14 protein-coding genes are annotated in these 18829 nt (G+C 36.5%); 6 read left to right on the top strand and 8 right to left on the bottom strand.

What is annotated here, in order from left to right; genetic code table 11:
* The first annotated feature begins 7 nt into the window (after window positions 1-7).
* Window positions 8-760 (top strand): Ku protein, encoded by a 753-nt coding sequence (locus ACF3OC_RS07545; RefSeq protein ID WP_094281444.1) that lies wholly within the window; start codon window positions 8-10, stop codon window positions 758-760.
* Here ACF3OC_RS07545 and ligD read toward each other — a convergent pair.
* Genes ligD through ACF3OC_RS07530 form a run of 3 tightly spaced genes read right to left on the bottom strand, consistent with a single transcriptional unit; the run spans window position 757 to window position 5017 of the window.
* Complete coding sequence (ligD, locus tag ACF3OC_RS07540) at window positions 757-3225, bottom strand: DNA ligase D (protein ID WP_392471241.1); 2469 nt, start codon at window positions 3223-3225, stop codon at window positions 757-759. The genes ACF3OC_RS07545 and ligD overlap by 4 nt on opposite strands.
* Window positions 3226-3270: 45 nt before the next feature.
* Window positions 3271-3930 carry a response regulator gene (locus tag ACF3OC_RS07535; RefSeq protein WP_392471240.1) on the bottom strand — a complete coding sequence of 220 codons (660 nt, stop codon included), beginning with the start codon at window positions 3928-3930 and terminating at the stop codon, window positions 3271-3273.
* A gap of 4 nt (window positions 3931-3934) precedes the next feature.
* Complete coding sequence (locus ACF3OC_RS07530; RefSeq protein WP_094281438.1) at window positions 3935-5017, bottom strand: ATP-binding protein; 1083 nt, start codon at window positions 5015-5017, stop codon at window positions 3935-3937.
* Between the two features lie 465 nt (window positions 5018-5482).
* Here ACF3OC_RS07530 and ACF3OC_RS07525 point away from each other — a divergent pair, with 465 nt between their 5' ends.
* Window positions 5483-5977 (top strand): RNA polymerase sigma factor, encoded by a 495-nt coding sequence (locus ACF3OC_RS07525; protein ID WP_094281436.1) that lies wholly within the window; start codon window positions 5483-5485, stop codon window positions 5975-5977.
* 88 nt (window positions 5978-6065) lie between these two features.
* On the opposite strand, the gene ACF3OC_RS07520 is transcribed toward ACF3OC_RS07525, so the two are convergent.
* Window positions 6066-6284 carry a hypothetical protein gene (locus ACF3OC_RS07520; RefSeq protein ID WP_094257023.1) on the bottom strand — a complete coding sequence of 73 codons (219 nt, stop codon included), beginning with the start codon at window positions 6282-6284 and terminating at the stop codon, window positions 6066-6068.
* Window positions 6285-6585: 301 nt separating this feature from the next.
* On the opposite strand from ACF3OC_RS07520, the gene ACF3OC_RS07515 reads away from it, so the two are divergent.
* On the top strand, window positions 6586-7038 hold the full coding sequence (locus tag ACF3OC_RS07515; RefSeq protein WP_094281434.1) for a GNAT family N-acetyltransferase: 453 nt from the start codon (window positions 6586-6588) through the stop codon (window positions 7036-7038).
* 187 nt (window positions 7039-7225) lie between these two features.
* Here the strand turns inward: ACF3OC_RS07515 and ACF3OC_RS07510 are convergent, their stop codons facing one another.
* Both ACF3OC_RS07510 and ACF3OC_RS07505 read right to left on the bottom strand, forming a co-directional pair.
* Window positions 7226-7738 (bottom strand): hypothetical protein, encoded by a 513-nt coding sequence (locus tag ACF3OC_RS07510; RefSeq protein ID WP_094257021.1) that lies wholly within the window; start codon window positions 7736-7738, stop codon window positions 7226-7228.
* A gap of 101 nt (window positions 7739-7839) precedes the next feature.
* Window positions 7840-8712, bottom strand: a complete 873-nt coding sequence (locus tag ACF3OC_RS07505; RefSeq protein ID WP_094281432.1) for a DUF808 domain-containing protein — start codon at window positions 8710-8712, stop codon at window positions 7840-7842.
* A gap of 525 nt (window positions 8713-9237) precedes the next feature.
* Here ACF3OC_RS07505 and ACF3OC_RS07500 point away from each other — a divergent pair.
* The 3 genes from ACF3OC_RS07500 to ACF3OC_RS07490 all read left to right on the top strand — a co-directional run bounded on the left by ACF3OC_RS07500 (window position 9238) and on the right by ACF3OC_RS07490 (window position 13502).
* Window positions 9238-10623, top strand: a complete 1386-nt coding sequence (locus tag ACF3OC_RS07500) for an NAD(P)-binding domain-containing protein (RefSeq protein ID WP_094281430.1) — start codon at window positions 9238-9240, stop codon at window positions 10621-10623.
* Window positions 10624-10756: 133 nt separating this feature from the next.
* On the top strand, window positions 10757-11698 hold the full coding sequence (locus tag ACF3OC_RS07495; RefSeq protein ID WP_094281428.1) for a Dyp-type peroxidase: 942 nt from the start codon (window positions 10757-10759) through the stop codon (window positions 11696-11698).
* 118 nt (window positions 11699-11816) lie between these two features.
* Window positions 11817-13502: an APC family permease gene (locus ACF3OC_RS07490; protein WP_094281426.1), complete on the top strand. Its 1686-nt coding sequence runs from the start codon at window positions 11817-11819 to the stop codon at window positions 13500-13502.
* Between the two features lie 55 nt (window positions 13503-13557).
* On the opposite strand, the gene ACF3OC_RS07485 is transcribed toward ACF3OC_RS07490, so the two are convergent.
* Window positions 13558-15297 carry a RagB/SusD family nutrient uptake outer membrane protein gene (locus tag ACF3OC_RS07485; protein WP_094281424.1) on the bottom strand — a complete coding sequence of 580 codons (1740 nt, stop codon included), beginning with the start codon at window positions 15295-15297 and terminating at the stop codon, window positions 13558-13560.
* 3 nt (window positions 15298-15300) lie between these two features.
* Window positions 15301-18549 (bottom strand): TonB-dependent receptor, encoded by a 3249-nt coding sequence (locus ACF3OC_RS07480; protein ID WP_094281422.1) that lies wholly within the window; start codon window positions 18547-18549, stop codon window positions 15301-15303.
* Window positions 18550-18829 lie beyond the last annotated feature (280 nt).

Genomic DNA, 18829 nt, shown 5'->3' with positions numbered 1-18829 from the left:
AAACGACATGAAAGCAATATGGACTGGCGCGATTGGTTTTGGACTAGTAAATATTCCCATCAAAATATTTTCTGCTACGCAAACTAGCAGTCTTGATTTGGATATGCTGGATCGCAAAGACCATTCAAACATAAAGTACAAAAGAGTCAACGAAAGTACAGGGAAAGAAGTGACATGGGATAATATTGTGAAAGGATATCTCTTAAAGGACAAATATGTAGTCTTGGAGGATGCAGATTTTGAGGAGGCCATGCCTGAAAAGAATAAAATGATTAATCTTCAAACTTTTGTTAAGCTTCAGGAAATCGACAGTATTTATTTTGACACTCCCTATTATCTGGAACCGCAAAAGTCTGGTGAAAAAGCATATCAATTATTACTACAAGCCCTAGAAAAAAGTAAAATGGCAGGCTTAGGGACTTTTGTCATGAGAAGTGTTGAGAATCTGGCGATTATTAAACCCTACAAGAATATATTACTCCTTAATAAACTACGCTTTGAGGAAGAAATACGAGATATTGACGAACTTAAAACTCCGGCGACTAAAATTTCAAAGCAGGAAATGGATATGGCGCTTCAGCTAATAAAAATGAATAGTAAGGAATTTGATATTTCTGCCTTTAAGAATGAATATTCTAAGGAATTGCTAAAGATTATCACCCAAAAAAGTAAAGGTAAGAGGGCAACCATTCGTAAGATTAATGTAGAGAATACAAAAGCCACGGATTTATTGGAAAAATTAAAGGCCAGTTTAGCTTAAAATTTAGCTAATGCTGATTTGATATCGACCTTCATCTTTTTAATATCTATCCATGGATCCTTCCTTTCACTAACGCGCTCATAAATATTGTGAATCGTAAATTGGTCAATCGATAGATCGTAAGTAACTTCTTCCCAACCTATTGGCGTACTGACGGTGGCTTGAGGTTTAGGTCGGACTGAATATGGGGCAACAATAGTTTGTCCCTCTTTATTTTGCAAATAATCCAGATATATCAAGTTTTTTCTTTTTTTAGGATCGCGAACCAAGCTTGTCGTGTCGGGATGAATTTGTTGAATCAATTCAGCAATAAATTGTACAAAATCTCGGATAACCTGATAGTCATATTTCGCATCCATATTCATAAAGATGTGGAGTCCTGTGGACCCCGAGGTTTTTATAAATGCTGGAATATTTCCTTTATCCAATATCTCTTTGGCTGTTAATGCCACATCGATTAAATCTTGCCATTTAGCACCATTGGGATCTAAATCCAATACTGCAAACTCTGGTTTATCCGGTTTCTTATAGGTCGAAAGCCATGGATTTATTTCTATCGAACCCAGGTTTGCAATATATAATAGACTTGGTAAATCATTGCATAGAAGGTAATCGATGTTTTTTTCAGTACTTTCTGAATATACTTCGGTAGTCTTTAACCAGCTTGGTATCTTCTCAGGATCCACATCCTTTTGGAAGAAATTCTTTTCTTCGATTCCATTCGGAAATCGATTCATGGAAATTGGTTTATCCTTAAGAAAAGGGAGAATATATTCACTCATGGTTTCATAATAATGCAAAAGCTCACCCTTCGTTATCTTTTCCTGAGGCCAATATATTTTATCTAAATTGGTTAGTTTAACAGTCTTCTTCCCGAATTTTAATTCTTTTTCCTTTTCCATAACTTCATTATCTAATTCCTCTTTCGTAGTTTCAAAAGCTGATTTATCATCTCTTAACCCTTTAAACACCGGATGTCTTAAGTGTTCTTCCTTTGTCCATTCGGAATAGTAAACATCACAAACCAATTCAGGTTTAAGCCAAGTCACCTCTTTTTCTTTTGCTACAGTTATATTATTTGGAAATGGTTTAGAATTTGACTCAAGGTTTTTGAATAACTGATGTAACTGTTTCAAGGATTTTTCACTGAAACCGGTACCACAATTCCCAATATATTTCAACCCCTTGGGCGTTTTTATTCCTAATACAAGAGCTCCAAAATAAGATCTTGAACCTTCAGGTTTTGTATAGCCACATATTATTGCTTCCTGGGTATTTCTAATTTTAATTTTCAACCAATTTCCATTCCTTGAAGCCTCCGCATAAGTGCTATTTTTTAATTTTGCAATTACACCTTCCCATTTTTCTTTTTTTGCAAATTCGATTAAATCCTTTTTACCCTCATCCAGACTTTCCACAGGTCGAACATGATTGAAACTGTATTTTTTCAAAAGTAAGTCTAGGATTTCCTTTCGCTCAGTTAATTGGAATGCTGTCAAATCATTATTGTCTAATTGCAGAATATCAAAAACATAATAATGGATTTTAAGATTTTTGGGAATAGGTTCTCCAGATTGAAGTAACTGAAATTGGGCAAGTCCTTTTTCATCTTCAATAACTACTTCCCCATCCAATATACATGGCCTGTCAATAACTTTTAAATCTTCATAAACGGAAGGGAATTTATCTTTTAAGGGTTTTCCATTTCTGGATAATAGTTTTCGGTTTTTCCCATCGAAGAAAAACAAGGTCCGGAAGCCATCAAATTTTTTCTCAAATAGCCATTCACCTGAGCTCGGAATTTTCTCACTTAATTTTGCAAGCATAGGTTGTACACTACGCTGCTGGTTTTGATCAGGCTTTTTTTTTGACTTTTCGGAGAGTGATTTTTTGGAGTTTTCCTTAAAATCTTTACCTTCTTTTTTGATGGTTTTGCTTACTAAATCCTCGATATTATATACTTTATCCGTGGCATATTGATCCTGATGTTTGATCAATAGCCAATTTTTACCATCCTCGGTATGCATTCGAACCAATGCAAAATCACCTTTCAACACTTTTCCATAAAGGGTAAATTTTATGGATCCCTTTTTCCAATTTTCTAGAAATTCTTTATTTGATTTAGTTTCAAGAGGTTCATAGGTGCCTTCATCAAAAATACTGACTGTACCAGCGCCATAATTTCCTTTAGGAATACTTCCTTCGAATGAGCCATAACTCAAAGGGTGATCTTCCACTTCGACGGCTAATCTTTTATCTTTAGGGTTCATAGATGGGCCTTTGGGAACAGCCCAGCTTTTTAGAGCCCCTTCGATTTCCAACCTGAAATCATAATGCAGACGACTAGCATCATGTCGTTGGACAACGAAACGATAACTGGCGGTATTACCTTTCCTCTTTTCAGCTTTAGGCTCGGCTGTTTGGGAAAAATCACGCTTTTTATTATATAAATTAAGGTTCGACATGTTTTTTTATACTGAACAAATCGAACCTTAATAAAGTTTAATTAATTATTGAATCAACCCATTTAGCACTGCATATTTGATCAATGCAGGTGTATTTTTGGAATTAGTTTTATCTATTAAATTTTGTCTATGCCCTTCCACAGTTCGCTTGGATAAAAACAACTTTTTCGAAATTTCCAAATTGGTATATCCTTCGCCTAATAGCTCTAGCACTTCCAATTCTCGCGCTGTTAATTCCAGGTCAATAGGATCAACTTCAGCTGCTTTTATTTTATTTTTATCAATTCCATTTTGGATTAAGGTCATCATTAATTCTTCGCAAAGATATTTGCCTCCAGCAGCAACATGTTGTATGCAGAAAATTAATTCTTCAGACCCTACATTTTTTACCAAATATCCTTTTGCTCCATATTCAAAAGCCTTAAAAACGTGTTGATCACAATCAAGCATTGTCAAGACAATGACCTTGATATGTGGATAAATCGAATTTACTTCCTGAATTAATTGTAACCCATCTAAGTTATTCATACTTAAATCAGTGACAATAATATCAATCGGTAATCCAGAATTTAAAGTATCCAGAGCTTGTTTACCATTACTGACATCGGCTACAACATCAAAATTTTCATGTGAATTCAAAAGTAATTTAATACCATTTCTTACGACTAAATGGTCTTCGGATAATAATATTTTTATCTCGCCCATTTCTTTAAACCATCTTTAAAGTTATACTTACAGAACTTCCATTTTTTAGGTTCAGAATTTCCATTTCACCTTGATATAAATCTATTCGATTCTTTATACTTCGCAATCCAATTCCTTTCTTCATTTGTTTTTTGAGATCCTCTTTAAATCCCACACCATTATCTTTAACTATTATCTGAATTTTTTCATTGTCCACTCCTACCTTCACAGAGACCTTGGAGGCTTGGGAATGTTTCAAACAATTATTCAACAACTCTTGAATAATTCTATAAATTACTAATCTGATATCTTCTTCATATTCCTCCACTTTTTTGGTAATAACAATGGATACTTGAAAATCTGGACTTTCAATTCGATTAACCATAAATTGAATGGCAGCTTTCAATCCAAAATCATGTAGAACAACTGGAACTAGGTCAATTGAGATATTGCGAATCTGGGAAATTGCCTCATTTAACATCAACTTGATGGCATCCATTTCCTTTGATTTCTCTTTCTTCTCTCCTTCTAATTGTCTTAAGTTCAATCTTATCGCATAAAGAGTTTGAGCAACACTATCATGGAGTTGGGTTCCAATTCTAAATCTTTCCTGCTCTTGGGTATCCACAATAGCCTGAAAGATTTCTTTTTTTAATTCAACCCAATGATGGTGAGGATAAAATTGTTTATCAAATAACAATAAACAGTATTGATGTTCTTGAAATCGATTAGAGAATTTTTTTACAAAAGTCTCAATCCTAAGTAATGGTTCCTTTTTATTTTTAAATCCTAATGTTATTAATAATGGTTTTGCAGAAGAATCTCTATTTTCAAAAATACCTTTCAATCGATAGGCATCTTCAGAGTTTAAGAATTCAAAAATATCCCGCTTTAGCAACTCTTTACTACCCATTCCGAAAATGTAATCAAATCTTCCATTGACACGTTTGACATGGAAATTATTATCCAATACGATAATGGCAAACGGCCCTTCTTTAAAAAACACATCAAAACATAAAAAATCACTATTACAATCTTCCTGTAAGAGCGTAAAGTGCCTCACAGATGCTGATTTATTATTTGATGTGCTGTTTGTTGAAGTTAGCATGACTAATTAATTGTGTTAATATTTACTTTAATTAGTTTACTGGTTTCATGTGATTCAAAAATCAAACTCTCCAATAATTAATTTCAAAATCCACAGGTAATACTTGTTTAAAAAATTAATAAGCTATTAAAATTAACTAAAATTAATCGCTAATGGTTTTTGGGAAAGGTCAATTAAAGATAATTAAGTACTTTTTAAGTCATTTCAGGTATTTGTCGCAATTTCTCTACAAAAACAACGGGTAACATTTCTCCTTTCCCAGCTCATAAAGGGGGTTTTAATTGGGATAAAATTCTCAAACCTATTGAATTTCAATAATTTTATCTCAGAATAAGTAAATGGTTTAAGCGTAATAAATACCTGAAATAAATCAAAGTACCTGATTACACTTGTAACAAGATTAATCACAAAACATACTAATAAACAATACGTTATAATGTTACAATTAAATTAATATGTATAATCATGAAAAACTTAATAAATGATGTCATCCTTGAAAATTCACCCATACTCCAGCGTTTAGCTAATAATTTTACAACGGACCCAGATGAAAAGAATGACCTAGTACAAGAGACCTTTATTCGATCACTTAAATCCTTGGAAAGATTTATCAACCATCCTAAAATTGTTTCTTGGTTATATGTAATTATGAAAAATGTTTACTTGAACAAGTATCGTCGAATGAACCTACATCGAATAGCAGAAAACGAATTAATCCATTCCGGGGAAAATAATACCTCCAAAAATATTGCAAATTCAAAATTTGTATTAACTGATATAGAAAAGGCAATTAAATCATTGCCAGAGGAAAATTATACTATTATTAGTATGTATTTGGAAGGCTTTAAGTATCATGAGATAGCGAAACAGATGGAAATAAAAGAAGGGACTATTAAAACCAGGATTCATAGCATCCGTAAATCTTTGAGAAAAAAGCTAGAAGTATATGCAACTAGTTAGAAAACAATAATTTTAGGCCTAATAAAGAGCCCTATTAATACAAAAGTCAAGGATTTCCCCTTGACTTAATACGATCTTAATCAAATTTTTACTCTTCATACAACTGTTCGGCATTGATTCCTAATGCTGTAATGGATTGTAAAATAGAATAGCTAACAATATTTATCCCTTTAACTGACAATAGATAACCATTCACATATGGTGCTATTTGCCAATCATTTATATTGGATATTTCGTTTAAGGCATCTTTTACTTTACTGAGCTGATGAAGCGTAACTTTTCCGATTTCAAACTTTAGACTTTCCATGATATACCTCCTATTCTTTATGTTTTTCTTAAAAATGTTAATTACTATGTGGAAAAAATGTTAAACCATGGATATTTATTTATCCACCAACACACTATCTATCAACAAGTTACGTAATTTATAATTATCTAGCAATACCTTGATAAGAAAATCCAATAAGCAGGTATATTTTTGTTATAAATTCAAAATTGATGGGTATATCAGTAAAAATTTTACAAAAAATAAAGAAGCTGCCCTTCAATATTTTTATTTCAATTAGGAAATTCCGTATATTTACTATGCAAACATAAGAAACTCTACCATGAAGTTCAGAAAAGCCCAAATTGTGGATCTAGAGAGAATTGTAGAATTACTTTCAGATGATACCTTGGGAAATATGCGGGAGGCCTTTCGCCAACCACTTCCAGCGGAGTATATTACAGCCTTTAATAAAATCTGTGAAGACAAGAATCAAGAACTCATTGTATTGGAGTCTGATGAGGGTCATGTAATTGGATGTATGCAACTTAGTTTTATCCAATACCTAACTTATCGTGGCGGTATCCGTGCACAATTAGAAGGTGTAAGAATTGATAAGAAAGAACGATCCAGAGGTCTTGGACAAAAAATGATTCGGTATGCAATCCGTCAAGCTAGGGAAAGAGGAGCACATATGATTCAATTGACAACCGATAAGGTGAGACCCGAGGCTTTGAACTTTTATGAAAATCTAGGCTTTAAGTCTAGCCACGAAGGAATGAAACTAGTTTTATAAACGAAAAAAACTGTTTAACAATAGCTATGGCGTAAGCCATATAAAATGAAACCCCAGTCGCCTGACTGGGGTTTTCTTTTTAGAATTATTCAGGAGAATGTTTTTCTAAATCAATCCCTCTATATAACATCCGTTTTTAAAAATTCTTATTTTTTTAAACGGACTTTTCTAAATTTCTTATTATTCCCTATCCTTCTGTATTACCTGGATCGGTTGGTTCTGTAGGAATCTCCGGAGTACCTGTGGTATCTGCAGGAGTTACCTTTCTATATTCCTCAAAAGCACCACTTTGTGTGCCATAGCCTAGGCGAAGTGTATTACCATGAACAACCACGGGCATTCCGCGATTACACTTATCAAACTTTATCCTATCAGCAGTTCCTCCAAGCTCAGAATTATTGACTGAGTAATACTCATAGGCTGCTTCTTGGTTCTTATCGCGTTTTGTGCCGAAATTACAGCACTCACCACGGCTTACCTTTACCTTTGCTGCGTCTAAAAATTCAATGACTTTAATCGTATCTAAATGCGGACCATCGACAATACTCGTATCAGCACCACCTGTCCCATCTATACGCGCCCATTTGCCAATTAGTTCAGCAGTGTCTTTTGGATTTTTTGCTTCTTCATCATCCTTTGAACATGAGGCAAACCCAATAACAATGGCGATAAATAAGAGAATATTTAATGTATTTTTCATATTAGCTCTAAAATCATTTTTTTAAGGATCAAATCGGCTTAGGAATAATGATCCAGATATGCAGCACAAAATGCACAAAATTTATGCCTCTTAAAAATATTTTAGTGTTTTGCCTTCCCCAGTCCAAAAACCTTTTGAACCAATAACACAATCCCTAACACGATAAAACCAACAATAACACCCATTCCAAATTCTTTTACTATGGAAGGTATATTTGGAAGTAGATGATGGAAATAATCAATATTATGAACGAAAATACCTCCTGCAACCAACAATAGGGCAATGGTTCCAATAACTCCTAAAGCCTTGATCACTATCGGTAATAACTTTACCAATAAATGTCCCAAATTAGCTGCTATACCCTTGTCGTTCGATCTTTTTATTAAACTATGTCCAGCATCATCCATTCTTACAATCAGTGCTACGATTCCATAAACTCCAACGGTCGCAACAATTGCAACCACAGAAACCGTCAATATTTGAATCGGCAAACTTTCCTCTAGAACTGTTCCTAAGGCGATGATTACAATTTCTACGGATAAAATAAAATCTGTTGTGATCGCGGATTTAACTTTGGCTGACTCGGCAGCCTCTCCTTCCAAAGCTTGCTCCTGAATAACCTCCTGTCCCTCTTTTTTCCGATGAAAAAGGTAATGAATAACTTTCTCCGCACCTTCATAGGCTAAATATGCGCCACCTACCAATAAAATATACTTGATTAATACAGGTAAAAAGGCATTCAATAATAGTGCTATCGGGACAATAATCAGTTTATTGATAAATGAACCTTTTGTAATTGCCCAAAGGACTGGCAATTCTCTGGAGGCCAGGAATCCCGTTGCTTTTTCAGCATTTACGGCCAGATCATCCCCTAATATACCTGCGGTTTTTCGGGTTGCAATTTTACTCGCTACTGCTACGTCGTCCATTAGAGCGGCGATATCATCCAAAACCGCAAATATTCCTGATGCCATATATGTCTTTTAAATTCCTCCTAAAAATAAATAGATTTTGCGCAAATCCATGCATTGCCTTAATTTATTTGAAAAATTAGCCGGAAAATCAATAAAAAATTAGATGATTTTCAAAAAGCAAATCATATACCAAAGAAGCAGAATCTCAGCATTTTTACCAATTGTCTTCCAATTTCAACCATGCTAAAATATCCTTCAGAAAACTAAATATTAATCATTGGTTTTCCCGAAAAACCATTGGTTAATCAGAATATTATTTCGTTAAAATTTTTAATTAATGAATATTATTCGTATCTTTGTACCAGTGAAGGAAAAAAACACATTTTTGTGTACAATGATCATTCAGCATCACCTAATTAACATCTTCCTTTAATTTAGCGTTTCTATTAATCGTAAAATTTTTACGACACTAATAAACACGCCTCCTATTTCCCCCTATGGGGACCTATAAAGCCTTTCGCATTTTCAGCAATTAATGGCTTATTGAAAAATGGATTTTTAAATTATAAAATAAAAGAATAAAATATGACAGATTTTAAAGTTGGAATTATTGGAGCTGGCCCTAGTGGTTTAGCTATGTTAAGAGCATTTGAATCAGAACAGAAAAAAGGTAATCCCATCCCAGAAATTAAATGTTATGAAAAACAAGATAATTGGGGCGGCATGTGGAACTATACCTGGAGAACAGGTGTAGGTAAATATGGCGAACCATTGCATGGTAGCATGTATAAATATTTATGGTCCAACGGACCAAAAGAGTGTTTGGAATTTGCCGACTATACATTCTCAGAACATTTCGGCCAACCTATCTCTTCTTACCCACCAAGAGAAGTATTATTCGATTATATTCAGGGTAGAATCAAAAAAAGTAACGCAAGAGATTATATTAAATTTAATACGGTTGCCCGCTGGGTAGATTATATCGAAGATAAAAAACAATTTAGAGTGGTATTTGATGACCTTCAGAAAAATGAAACTTTCGAAGAGTATTTCGACTATTTGGTAGTTGGAACAGGTCACTTCTCTACTCCAAATATGCCTTATTTCAAAGGGATTGATAATTTCCCTGGAGCTGTAATGCATGCCCATGACTTTAGAGGGGCTGATCAATTCATTGGCCAGAAACTGCTTTTGATTGGGAGCAGCTATTCAGCTGAGGACATCGCAGTACAATGTTTCAAACATGGTAGCGAGTCAGTGACCATTTCCTATAGAACAAACCCTATCGGAACAAAATGGCCTGAAGGAATCAAGGAAAAACCTCTGGTAACTCATTTTGAAGGCAATACAGCCTTCTTTAAGGATGGCACTACAGAAGATTTTGATGCCGTAATCCTTTGTACTGGATACCAACATAAATTCCCGTTCCTTCCGGATGAATTAAGATTGAAAACTAAAAACTGTCTGTACCCAGACAATTTATATAAAGGCGTGGTATTCAATGAAAATGAACGACTTATATTCTTAGGAATGCAGGATCAATACTACACTTTCAATATGTTTGATACCCAGGCTTGGTATGCTCGAGATTATATGTTGGGAAGAATTGAATTCCCAGAAAAGGAAGTTAGAGATGCAGATATTAAGCAATGGATGGACTATGAAGCCAAAACAGTAACTGGTCCAGACCATGTGGACTTCCAAACAGATTATATTAAAAATCTGATCAGCTATACGGATTATCCAGCATTCGATCTGGATCGCGTAGCTGAAATGTTCAAAAGCTGGCTGAATGATAAAGAAGTCAATATCTTGAACTATAGAGATCAGGTTTATAAATCAGTGATGGATGAAACCAGTGCGGAACCGCATCACACCCCGTGGATGAAGGAACTTGATGATAGTCTTGAACGCTATCTCAATGAGGTCACTATGGATGAAAAAGAACTAGATAAGGTTATTAATTATTAATAACCACAACGCCAATCATAAGATTGGCGTTTTTTTATGTATCATCTCCTCGGAAATCATCTTTTTTTAAAGTTGGGATTTATTATAATCTTTAGAATTCCTAAATTAGTTATCTAACTATTAAAAAACATCTATGGCAACCCAATCGCAGAATATTACGGATTACCCGAATAACAACACTATTTTCTCAGTTTGGAAATTTAAAGAAGGAACTGACTATAAGCCTGTTTTTGAAAGACTTTGCGCCTTGGTTTCTAATCTAAACCATTCCTTTGTGGTTCGCATTCCCGAAGGAAGAACCAGCTGTATCATGGGAATAGGATATGAAGCCTGGAAAAAATTAGGAATGCCTACCCCACTGCCTAAAGAACTTAAAACCTTCGAACCTATCACAGGAGCTAAACATACCGCCGTATCCACCGAAGGCGATTTGCACTTTCATTTACGTGCCATCAATGCTGGTATTTGCTACGAAATGGCAAAGGATATTTATGATATTATCAACCCAGTGGCAGATAATCTGGTCGAAGTTCATGGATTCAGATATTGGGATGGAAGATCCATCCTAGGCTTTGTCGATGGAACTGAAAACCCTATAGGTGATGAAAGAGCTCAATTTGCCTTGGTTGGCAAAGAAGATCCGCAGTATGAAGGTGGTAGTTACCTATTCGTTCAGAAGTATCAACATAATTTAAAAGCCTGGGAAGAATTACCCACTTCGGAACAGGAAAAAGTCTTCGGCCGCTATAAATTAACGGATATTGAAATGACCGATGAAGTAAAACCTAAGAATGCTCATAGTGCCTTGGCAAGTATAACCGACGAAAATGGTAATGACCTGAAAATCGTTCGTGACAACCTTCCGTTTTCTAACCCCTCCAAAGGTGAATTTGGCACTTATTTTATCTCCTATGCAAATACCTTCTCCACTACCAAAAGAATGCTGGAGAATATGTTTCTAGGTGATCCAATTGGGAATTACGACCGGATCCTTGACTTTAGCACCGCAGAAACAGGAACCCTATTCTTTGTTCCTACCCAAGAGATGTTAGACGGATATACCGCAAACCCTTAAATTAAACTTATTGTATAATAATGTTTCTCAAACCTTAGGAATATTTTCTTAAAATTATCATTCTAGGGTTTGAATTTTATATCTACTTTTGTTGACTTTTAAAATCAAACCATCGTAAATGAGAAATAAGCTCTTCAAAAGAAAAAGTCTTGAACTAATTATCAAGGAAAAAGGTCAATCTGAAAGTTTGAATAAGGTCCTCGGGGTTCGTGACTTGGTTTCTTTGGGAATTGCCGCTATTGTGGGAGCCGGAATCTTCAGTACCATTGGTCTTGCCAGCTTCGAAGGTGGACCTGCCATTTCCCTACTCTTTGTTTTTGTTGCCTTCGCCTGTGTTTTTACTGCTCTTTCTTACGCGCAATTCGCAAGTACCATCCCTGTTTCAGGAAGTGCTTATACCTATGCCTATGTGGCATTCGGAGAACTATTTGCCTGGATTATTGGTTGGGCACTGGTATTAGAATATGCAGTATCCAATATTGTCGTCTCCATTTCCTGGTCCCAATATTTTGTAACCATGCTGGAAGGCTTCGGTATTCATATTCCTGCATGGCTCTCGATGGCGCCGCAATATGCTCTGGAGGCTCATCAAAAACTCATTACTGCAGGCCCTGAAGCACTGACGGTCGCTGATAAACTAGGCCTCAAAGCTTATGAATCAGCACCTAGAATAGCCGATATCCCTATTATTTTTGACCTTCCTTCGGGTGTTATTATCACCCTGATTACTTGGTTGGTTTACCGCGGAATCAAGGAGTCCCGACGAGCAAGCAATATCATGGTGATGGTTAAAATTGGAGTAATCCTAGCAATTATCATTGGTGGTGCATTCTTCGTCAATCCAGAAAACTGGGTGCCCTTTGCTCCTAACGGTTTGCATGGCGTCCTAGGATCTGTAGCAGCCGTATTCTTTGCTTTTATAGGTTTTGACTCAATTTCTACCACCGCTGAAGAATGTAAAAACCCTCAACGCGACCTTCCAAAAGCCATGATTATTACCTTGTTGATCTGTACTGTCTTATATGTAGGCATTACCTTGGTATTGACCGGAATGGTTAATTATACCGAGTTGAATGTGAAAGATCCATTGGCGTTTGTGTTTAAATATATTGGGGTAGATTATCTTGCCGGCATTATCTCAGTAACCTCAGTTATTGCCATTACCAGTGCTTTATTGGTGTATCAATTGGCTCAACCAAGGATATGGATGACCATGAGTCGCGATGGACTTTTATGGAAAAAATTCGCTACCATCCATCCAAAATATAAAACCCCATCCTTTGCAACGATTGTTACTGGTTTCGTAGTCGCTCTTCCTTCCATGTTCTTCAAGATGGACTTCTTCGTAGACCTAACTTCGGTAGGAACATTTTTCGCCTTTATTCTTGTCTGTGCCGGAGTACTCTATATGGATTATTCTGGACTCTCAAAACAATCTAAATTCAGGGTTCCTTACGTAAATGCAAAGTACCTGATTGGAATAGGATTCATAGCTGCTTGGCTTTTGATATGGAAGTTCAACCCTGGGGTTTTCCAAGAATGGAAACAACTTGATTTCCTTTATATCTTGGAGCATAAATCGCTGATCATCATCTTCTGGTTGGTTTGGATTATTATGTCTGTCATGGCTTATAAATTCAACTTTTCATTATTGCCAGTCATTGGAATCCTGATCAACTTATATTTAATGACCGAACTAGGAACCAGCAACTGGATTATCTTTTTGATTTGGTTAGCAATCGGACTTGTGGTATATTTCTTTTACGGATATAAACATTCCAAACTGAATAATTCAACCGAATAGATAACAAAAAAGCCGCATTCAATCGAATGCGGCTTTTTCATTATATAATTAGCTTTTATTTCCAGCCTTCATTTTGTGTTAAATTCTTATTTAACTCCAATTCTTGGATTGGAAGTGGATAGAAATAATCTCTTTTCTCATCAAACGTCTTTTTGATATGGGCGTTGATAATAACATTTCCACTAGTACCATTTTCCAATAAGATCTCCGATCCAAGTTTCAATAATTGAACACCTGGAGCTGTTGGTTTTGTTCCTTCATAGATCCAAACATCTTCTTTCCCATCGCCATCCAGATCAAATTTTCCAATACTTGGGAAATACATTCCTTTAAATTGACGAGTCAGGAATTGACCATTTTTCCAACGTAAGATATCGTCCCAACGATAAGATTCCATCACCAATTCAATCCTTCTTTCACGACGGATTTCCAATATCGCACCTTTCATGCCACCAGCTACATTCGGGTAACTTTTAGCAAGGTAGGCATCTGGTTTAGCATTAGCTGCCGCTAAAGTCATTGCAGGCATGTCTGCTCTTGCTCTGATTAAATTGATGGAGGCATCCAAATCTGCTTGACTCAATGTTCCTAATTCTGCTTTTGCCTCCGCGTAATTCAATAGTACTTCCGCATATCTAAAGATTGGCATATCATTTTCAGAACGGTTGTAGTTGTCATATTTAACATCCCCAACAAACTTGATCAATTGGTATCCAGTCACTGAATTACCAAAATTTGGAGCTATTGGCGCTGCACCCCCGATTCTCGTATATCCCGGAGTACGAATGGTTTGCTTTAATCTTGGATCCCTATCCTTAACCTCTTCCAAAAAGGTCATTTTATCATAGTTGGGCTTATCCGTAAAACGAGACCCATCCTTCATCAAATAAGTGTTTACCAAGTCCTTCTCCAGACCTGGCTTTCCGTAGGAAGCCGTAATTGTGTAATAGTTCACATTATGCCAGATCTGTAAAGCATCTGAGAATTTACGAGCCAGAATGACTTCTTGAGGAATACTAGTCACCGAGCTGAATAACTTACCATAAGATTCTGCACCAGCACCAGTATATAAACTGTATTGTCCAGCATCCATCAACTCTTTGGAAGCTGCTGCTGCCATTTCCAGATACTTATTCGCATCTGGCAAATTCAATTCGGTATGATACTTCCTGAATGTACCTTCAAATAATGCAACTCTTGATTTCAATGCCAAAGCTGTCCATTTCGTTGCTTTTTCATCTGATTTGGAATTAATCATATTATTGATCGCAAAATCCAAATCTGCCATAATAGAATCAATGATTACAGTTCTCTTGTCACGAGGCTTCATCAATTCTGCTTCATTATTTTCATCCAATACCTTCCCGTACCATGGCACGTCTCCATATCTTCTTACTTTGTCATAATAGAAGTAGGCTCTGAAAAATTTCGCAACCCCAGCGTAAGGCGCTGCTTCTTCCTTCGATAAATGGTTATAACAATTCTCTAAGAAAAAATTAATGTTTCTTAAATTTCCCCAGGACCATCCGCCACCACTTACAGGTACGATACGTTTTCCGGTCAATTCATCTTGAAGGGTGGTTTTAACAATGTTGTCAATTGCTTCATTGTAAATCCCTTCGGCCGATGGTAAGGCTGCATCATAGAATGAATTGGTAAACAATTCCAAATCTTTGACACTCTTGAAGGATACATCCGGCGTAATATTCGCTCCGGGTTGCCTATCCAAATAATCTTTACTACAGCCTGTAAATAGTACAGCTAGTAGAATATATAATATAAATGAGTTTTTCATGGTTTAGAAAGTAAAATCAAGTCCAAAAGAAAATGTTCTAGAATATGGGTATGCTCTACCATTGGATTCTTGGGCAGCCTGCTCTGGATCTATATATTTAGACCTCAATTTTGTCGCTGTCCAAAGATTTTCACCCGATAAATAAATTCTAGCACTGCTCATCTTTAATTTGCTCATGATGTTGCTGGAAAGCGTATAACCAATGGTCAAATTCTTTAAACGGATATATGCCAAATCTTGTAAATAACGATCTGACTTCACATTTAATGAACTATTACCATCTAGCGCAACATAACCACGTAGCAATGGAAAATAAGCATCCCGGTTCTCAGGAGTCCATACATCCTCTACGAAATCCTTAGGGATAAATGAATAATAGGGTCTTGAATATGGACCCCAGAATTTATCTGAATTTGATCCCGGCCACCAATTTTGTTTTCCTATTCCTTGGAAGAAAGCCGAAACATCAAATCCTTGCCAATTAGCACCTAGATTAACCCCAAAATTATATCTCGCTCTATTATTACCGATAATGATCTGGTCGCCAGGATTATCCAAGGTGTTTAATCCCTGACTGATTTCCTTATCACCATTTAAATCAACAAAACGTGGATCTCCAGCCTGCAATTTAGACCAGTCTCCAGGCGCTGATAAACGACGTGCATCCACCTTATCTTGGTTCACATCCCAATTTGCAGCCTCTTCATTCGATTGGAATAAGCCATCAATCTTATAGCCCCATATTTCACCCAATGTTTGACCAACATAGTAGTTGTTCAACAACATCTCACGATTGTCAAACCTTGTAATTTTTGCCTTCGAATCCGATAGGCCTAATCCAAAGCTATAGCCAAATGGTTTGTCTGCAACCTGGAATTGATCTCTCCAAGCCATCGACAACTCCCATCCTACGTTCCTTAAATCGCCAGCATTGGTTTTCGGAGAACTCGCTCCATAAACCGAAGGAAGGGTTTTCCCTGGGATTAACATATCTAAGGTTTCGCGGATAAAGTAGTCGAATGAAGCCGTCAATCGGTTTTGAGCAAACTCGAAGTCTGCCCCGAAATTTAATGTGCTTGTTCTTTCCCAGGTTAAATCTTGTGAAATAGGAGATGGTGAACTTAAATATTGCGTTCTCCCCCCATTGGTGATATAAGCTGAGTTTCCAGCACCCAGCAATGGAATATATCCATAAGCACTTGCTTCTTGGGCATTACCCAAGGATCCATAAGACACCCTTAACTTAGCCTCATTGATGTAGGATTTTGCAGATTCCAAGAATGGCTCTTCCATAATACGCCAACCGGCAGAAAAGGATGGAAAGAAACCATATTGCTGACCTGCAGGGAATTTCGACGTACCATCATAACGACCATTAACCTCTAAAAGATAACGACCCTTATAATCGTAGTTGATCCTTCCAAAGAACCCTTGTAAGGCCCAGCTTTGCTCGCCGCCACGTAGTAATGGAACCCCTGTACCTAAGTTAAAGTCATTTAGATCTTCCGATAATAGGTTAGTTTGCGTTCCACCAACATTTCTCCATATACTCAACTCTTGGTTATAACCTGCAGTAGCACCAAAATTGTGATCTCCGAAACTCTTATTGAAGTTAGCGAAGATGTTTAAGGAATGTTTTTTATAGTTTTCTAAATTCTGTACCAACTGGTCATTCCCTAAATAGCTGATAACCCCAGGATAAACGGACCATGGAGCCTGAGCTCTTCTGTTAAATTTATCAATCGGATTATAGGTAAAGGTATAATTACCTGTAACTGTTAACCCAGGCATTACTTGCGCAACAGCCTCAAAAAGGTTGATAAACTCATATTCCTTCTCCCCACCTTTGGATTTACCATATAGCAAATCCGCCATGATACCATCACCAATGTTATAGTTATTCAACTCAGTTCTATAAGTAGCTGTTCCATCCGGATTCTGTGCCACATAGGATGGTAAGGCATGCACTGTGGTTGAAATAAAGTTATTATTCGCATCCACACTACCATTCCAGCCTGGGAAGGTATAATTCTGATAGTTGATCTGGCTATTATTGCTCACTTTCAACCAATCCCGAACTTGACCATTCAGACGTGCTCTTAGGTTATAGCCTTCAAATTTATCCTGCTGAATTTTCATGATACCGCCTTTCTTATACATCCTTCCAGAAATATAATAATCCATTTTTTCCGAGCCTCCAGAAAAAGTCAGGGCATGTTCCATGGAATTCATCTTATCCCTATAGAAAGTATTCCACCAATCTGTATTCGCATAATACACATATTGATCTTTACCATTTCTATTTTGAATCACTACCGATGGTAATGAAGGATCATTCTTACGTTTTAATAATTCCGCATAATCCTCATCCGTATAACCTGTATAGCGGTTACCAGTAGCTCTTAGGAAGGCTTCATCATTCAATACGGCAGCATCATACCCTGTGGTAATAAAATCAGTATTTACAGTAAGGTCAGAACTCCCGAAGTTATTGCTATACCCTATGGTCATTTTGCCCGCCTGTCCTTTTTTCGTAGTAACAAGCATTACCCCAAATGCACCCCGAGCACCATAAATTGCCGCTGCGGATGCATCTTTTAATACCGAAATGGATTCAATGTCTTTTGGGTTGATTGTGTTAATATTCCCCGGAACTCCATCGATTAAGACCAAAGGAGCCGCATTCGCGGAGTTAATGGAGGCAAACCCACGAATATTGACCTTTCCTTCTCCTCCTGGCCTACCATTGGTAAAGTTAATGTTCAAGTTAGGTACTGCCCCTTGTAATGCCTGAGTAGCATTGGCAACTGGTCGGTCCTGTAAAACCTTGGAGTCAATTTGAGCAACGGCTCCCGTCAGATTCACTTTCTTCTGTTTACCATAACCTACTACGACCACTTCATCAAGGTTTTGGTCCGAGGAAACTATAGTCACATTCATCTGACTTCCAGTTACAGAAATCGTTTTAGTTGTGAAACCAACCATAGAAATTCGAAGTTCATTACCAACTGATCCCGATAATTCAAAATTCCCGCTCTCGTCCGTCTGCGCCACGGAACCCAACGTGATATTACTCACCGTCGCCCCTGCTACTGACTCACCAGTCTCGGAAACTACCTTGCCTCGAATAATGTTTTGACTAATTTCATACGCCCGATCATGGGGTACATGCCTATAAGTGGCATGTGCTGCTGACCAAGAAAGTAGCGATAAGCCCACTAGAATGGGCACAAATGCAGAGTGTTTTTTCATGGTTTAAGTTCAATTTCTTTGCATGCAAAGAAAGGTTACACAATATTGGCTTTTCGTTAATTAAATATTATTATATAATTAACTTCATTAAAATTTTGTTAGTTACTCGTTTAAGTTAATTCAAAAATAACAAAAAGTAAGGCTGATTTCAATATATTTTAAACAAAATAAATAAGCAATTTTTAATTATTAGTTCACTATTATATTACTTATTAATAATGCTAATGTATCAAAATAATGGAAAACCAAATGTTAAAACACAGATCATAAAAAAATTTGA

The organism is Sphingobacterium cellulitidis, assembly GCF_043187465.1.
GTDB classification, from domain to species: Bacteria; Bacteroidota; Bacteroidia; order Sphingobacteriales; family Sphingobacteriaceae; genus Sphingobacterium; species Sphingobacterium cellulitidis.
The sequence above is the reverse complement of the archived record's forward strand: the minus strand, read 5'-3'. Positions and strand labels throughout refer to the sequence as shown.

What these genes read in the sequence shown, in the direction of transcription:
- ACF3OC_RS07545 (WP_094281444.1), top strand. Translation starts at nt 8, where the DNA reads ATGAAAGCAATATGGACTGGCGCGATTGGTTTTGGACTAGTAAATATT.
- ligD (WP_392471241.1), bottom strand. Translation starts at nt 3,225, where the DNA reads ATGTCGAACCTTAATTTATATAATAAAAAGCGTGATTTTTCCCAAACA.
- ACF3OC_RS07535 (WP_392471240.1), bottom strand. Translation starts at nt 3,930, where the DNA reads ATGGGCGAGATAAAAATATTATTATCCGAAGACCATTTAGTCGTAAGA.
- ACF3OC_RS07530 (WP_094281438.1), bottom strand. Translation starts at nt 5,017, where the DNA reads ATGCTAACTTCAACAAACAGCACATCAAATAATAAATCAGCATCTGTG.
- ACF3OC_RS07525 (WP_094281436.1), top strand. Translation starts at nt 5,483, where the DNA reads ATGAAAAACTTAATAAATGATGTCATCCTTGAAAATTCACCCATACTC.
- ACF3OC_RS07520 (WP_094257023.1), bottom strand. Translation starts at nt 6,284, where the DNA reads ATGGAAAGTCTAAAGTTTGAAATCGGAAAAGTTACGCTTCATCAGCTC.
- ACF3OC_RS07515 (WP_094281434.1), top strand. Translation starts at nt 6,586, where the DNA reads ATGAAGTTCAGAAAAGCCCAAATTGTGGATCTAGAGAGAATTGTAGAA.
- ACF3OC_RS07510 (WP_094257021.1), bottom strand. Translation starts at nt 7,738, where the DNA reads ATGAAAAATACATTAAATATTCTCTTATTTATCGCCATTGTTATTGGG.
- ACF3OC_RS07505 (WP_094281432.1), bottom strand. Translation starts at nt 8,712, where the DNA reads ATGGCATCAGGAATATTTGCGGTTTTGGATGATATCGCCGCTCTAATG.
- ACF3OC_RS07500 (WP_094281430.1), top strand. Translation starts at nt 9,238, where the DNA reads ATGACAGATTTTAAAGTTGGAATTATTGGAGCTGGCCCTAGTGGTTTA.
- ACF3OC_RS07495 (WP_094281428.1), top strand. Translation starts at nt 10,757, where the DNA reads ATGGCAACCCAATCGCAGAATATTACGGATTACCCGAATAACAACACT.
- ACF3OC_RS07490 (WP_094281426.1), top strand. Translation starts at nt 11,817, where the DNA reads ATGAGAAATAAGCTCTTCAAAAGAAAAAGTCTTGAACTAATTATCAAG.
- ACF3OC_RS07485 (WP_094281424.1), bottom strand. Translation starts at nt 15,297, where the DNA reads ATGAAAAACTCATTTATATTATATATTCTACTAGCTGTACTATTTACA.
- ACF3OC_RS07480 (WP_094281422.1), bottom strand. Translation starts at nt 18,549, where the DNA reads ATGAAAAAACACTCTGCATTTGTGCCCATTCTAGTGGGCTTATCGCTA.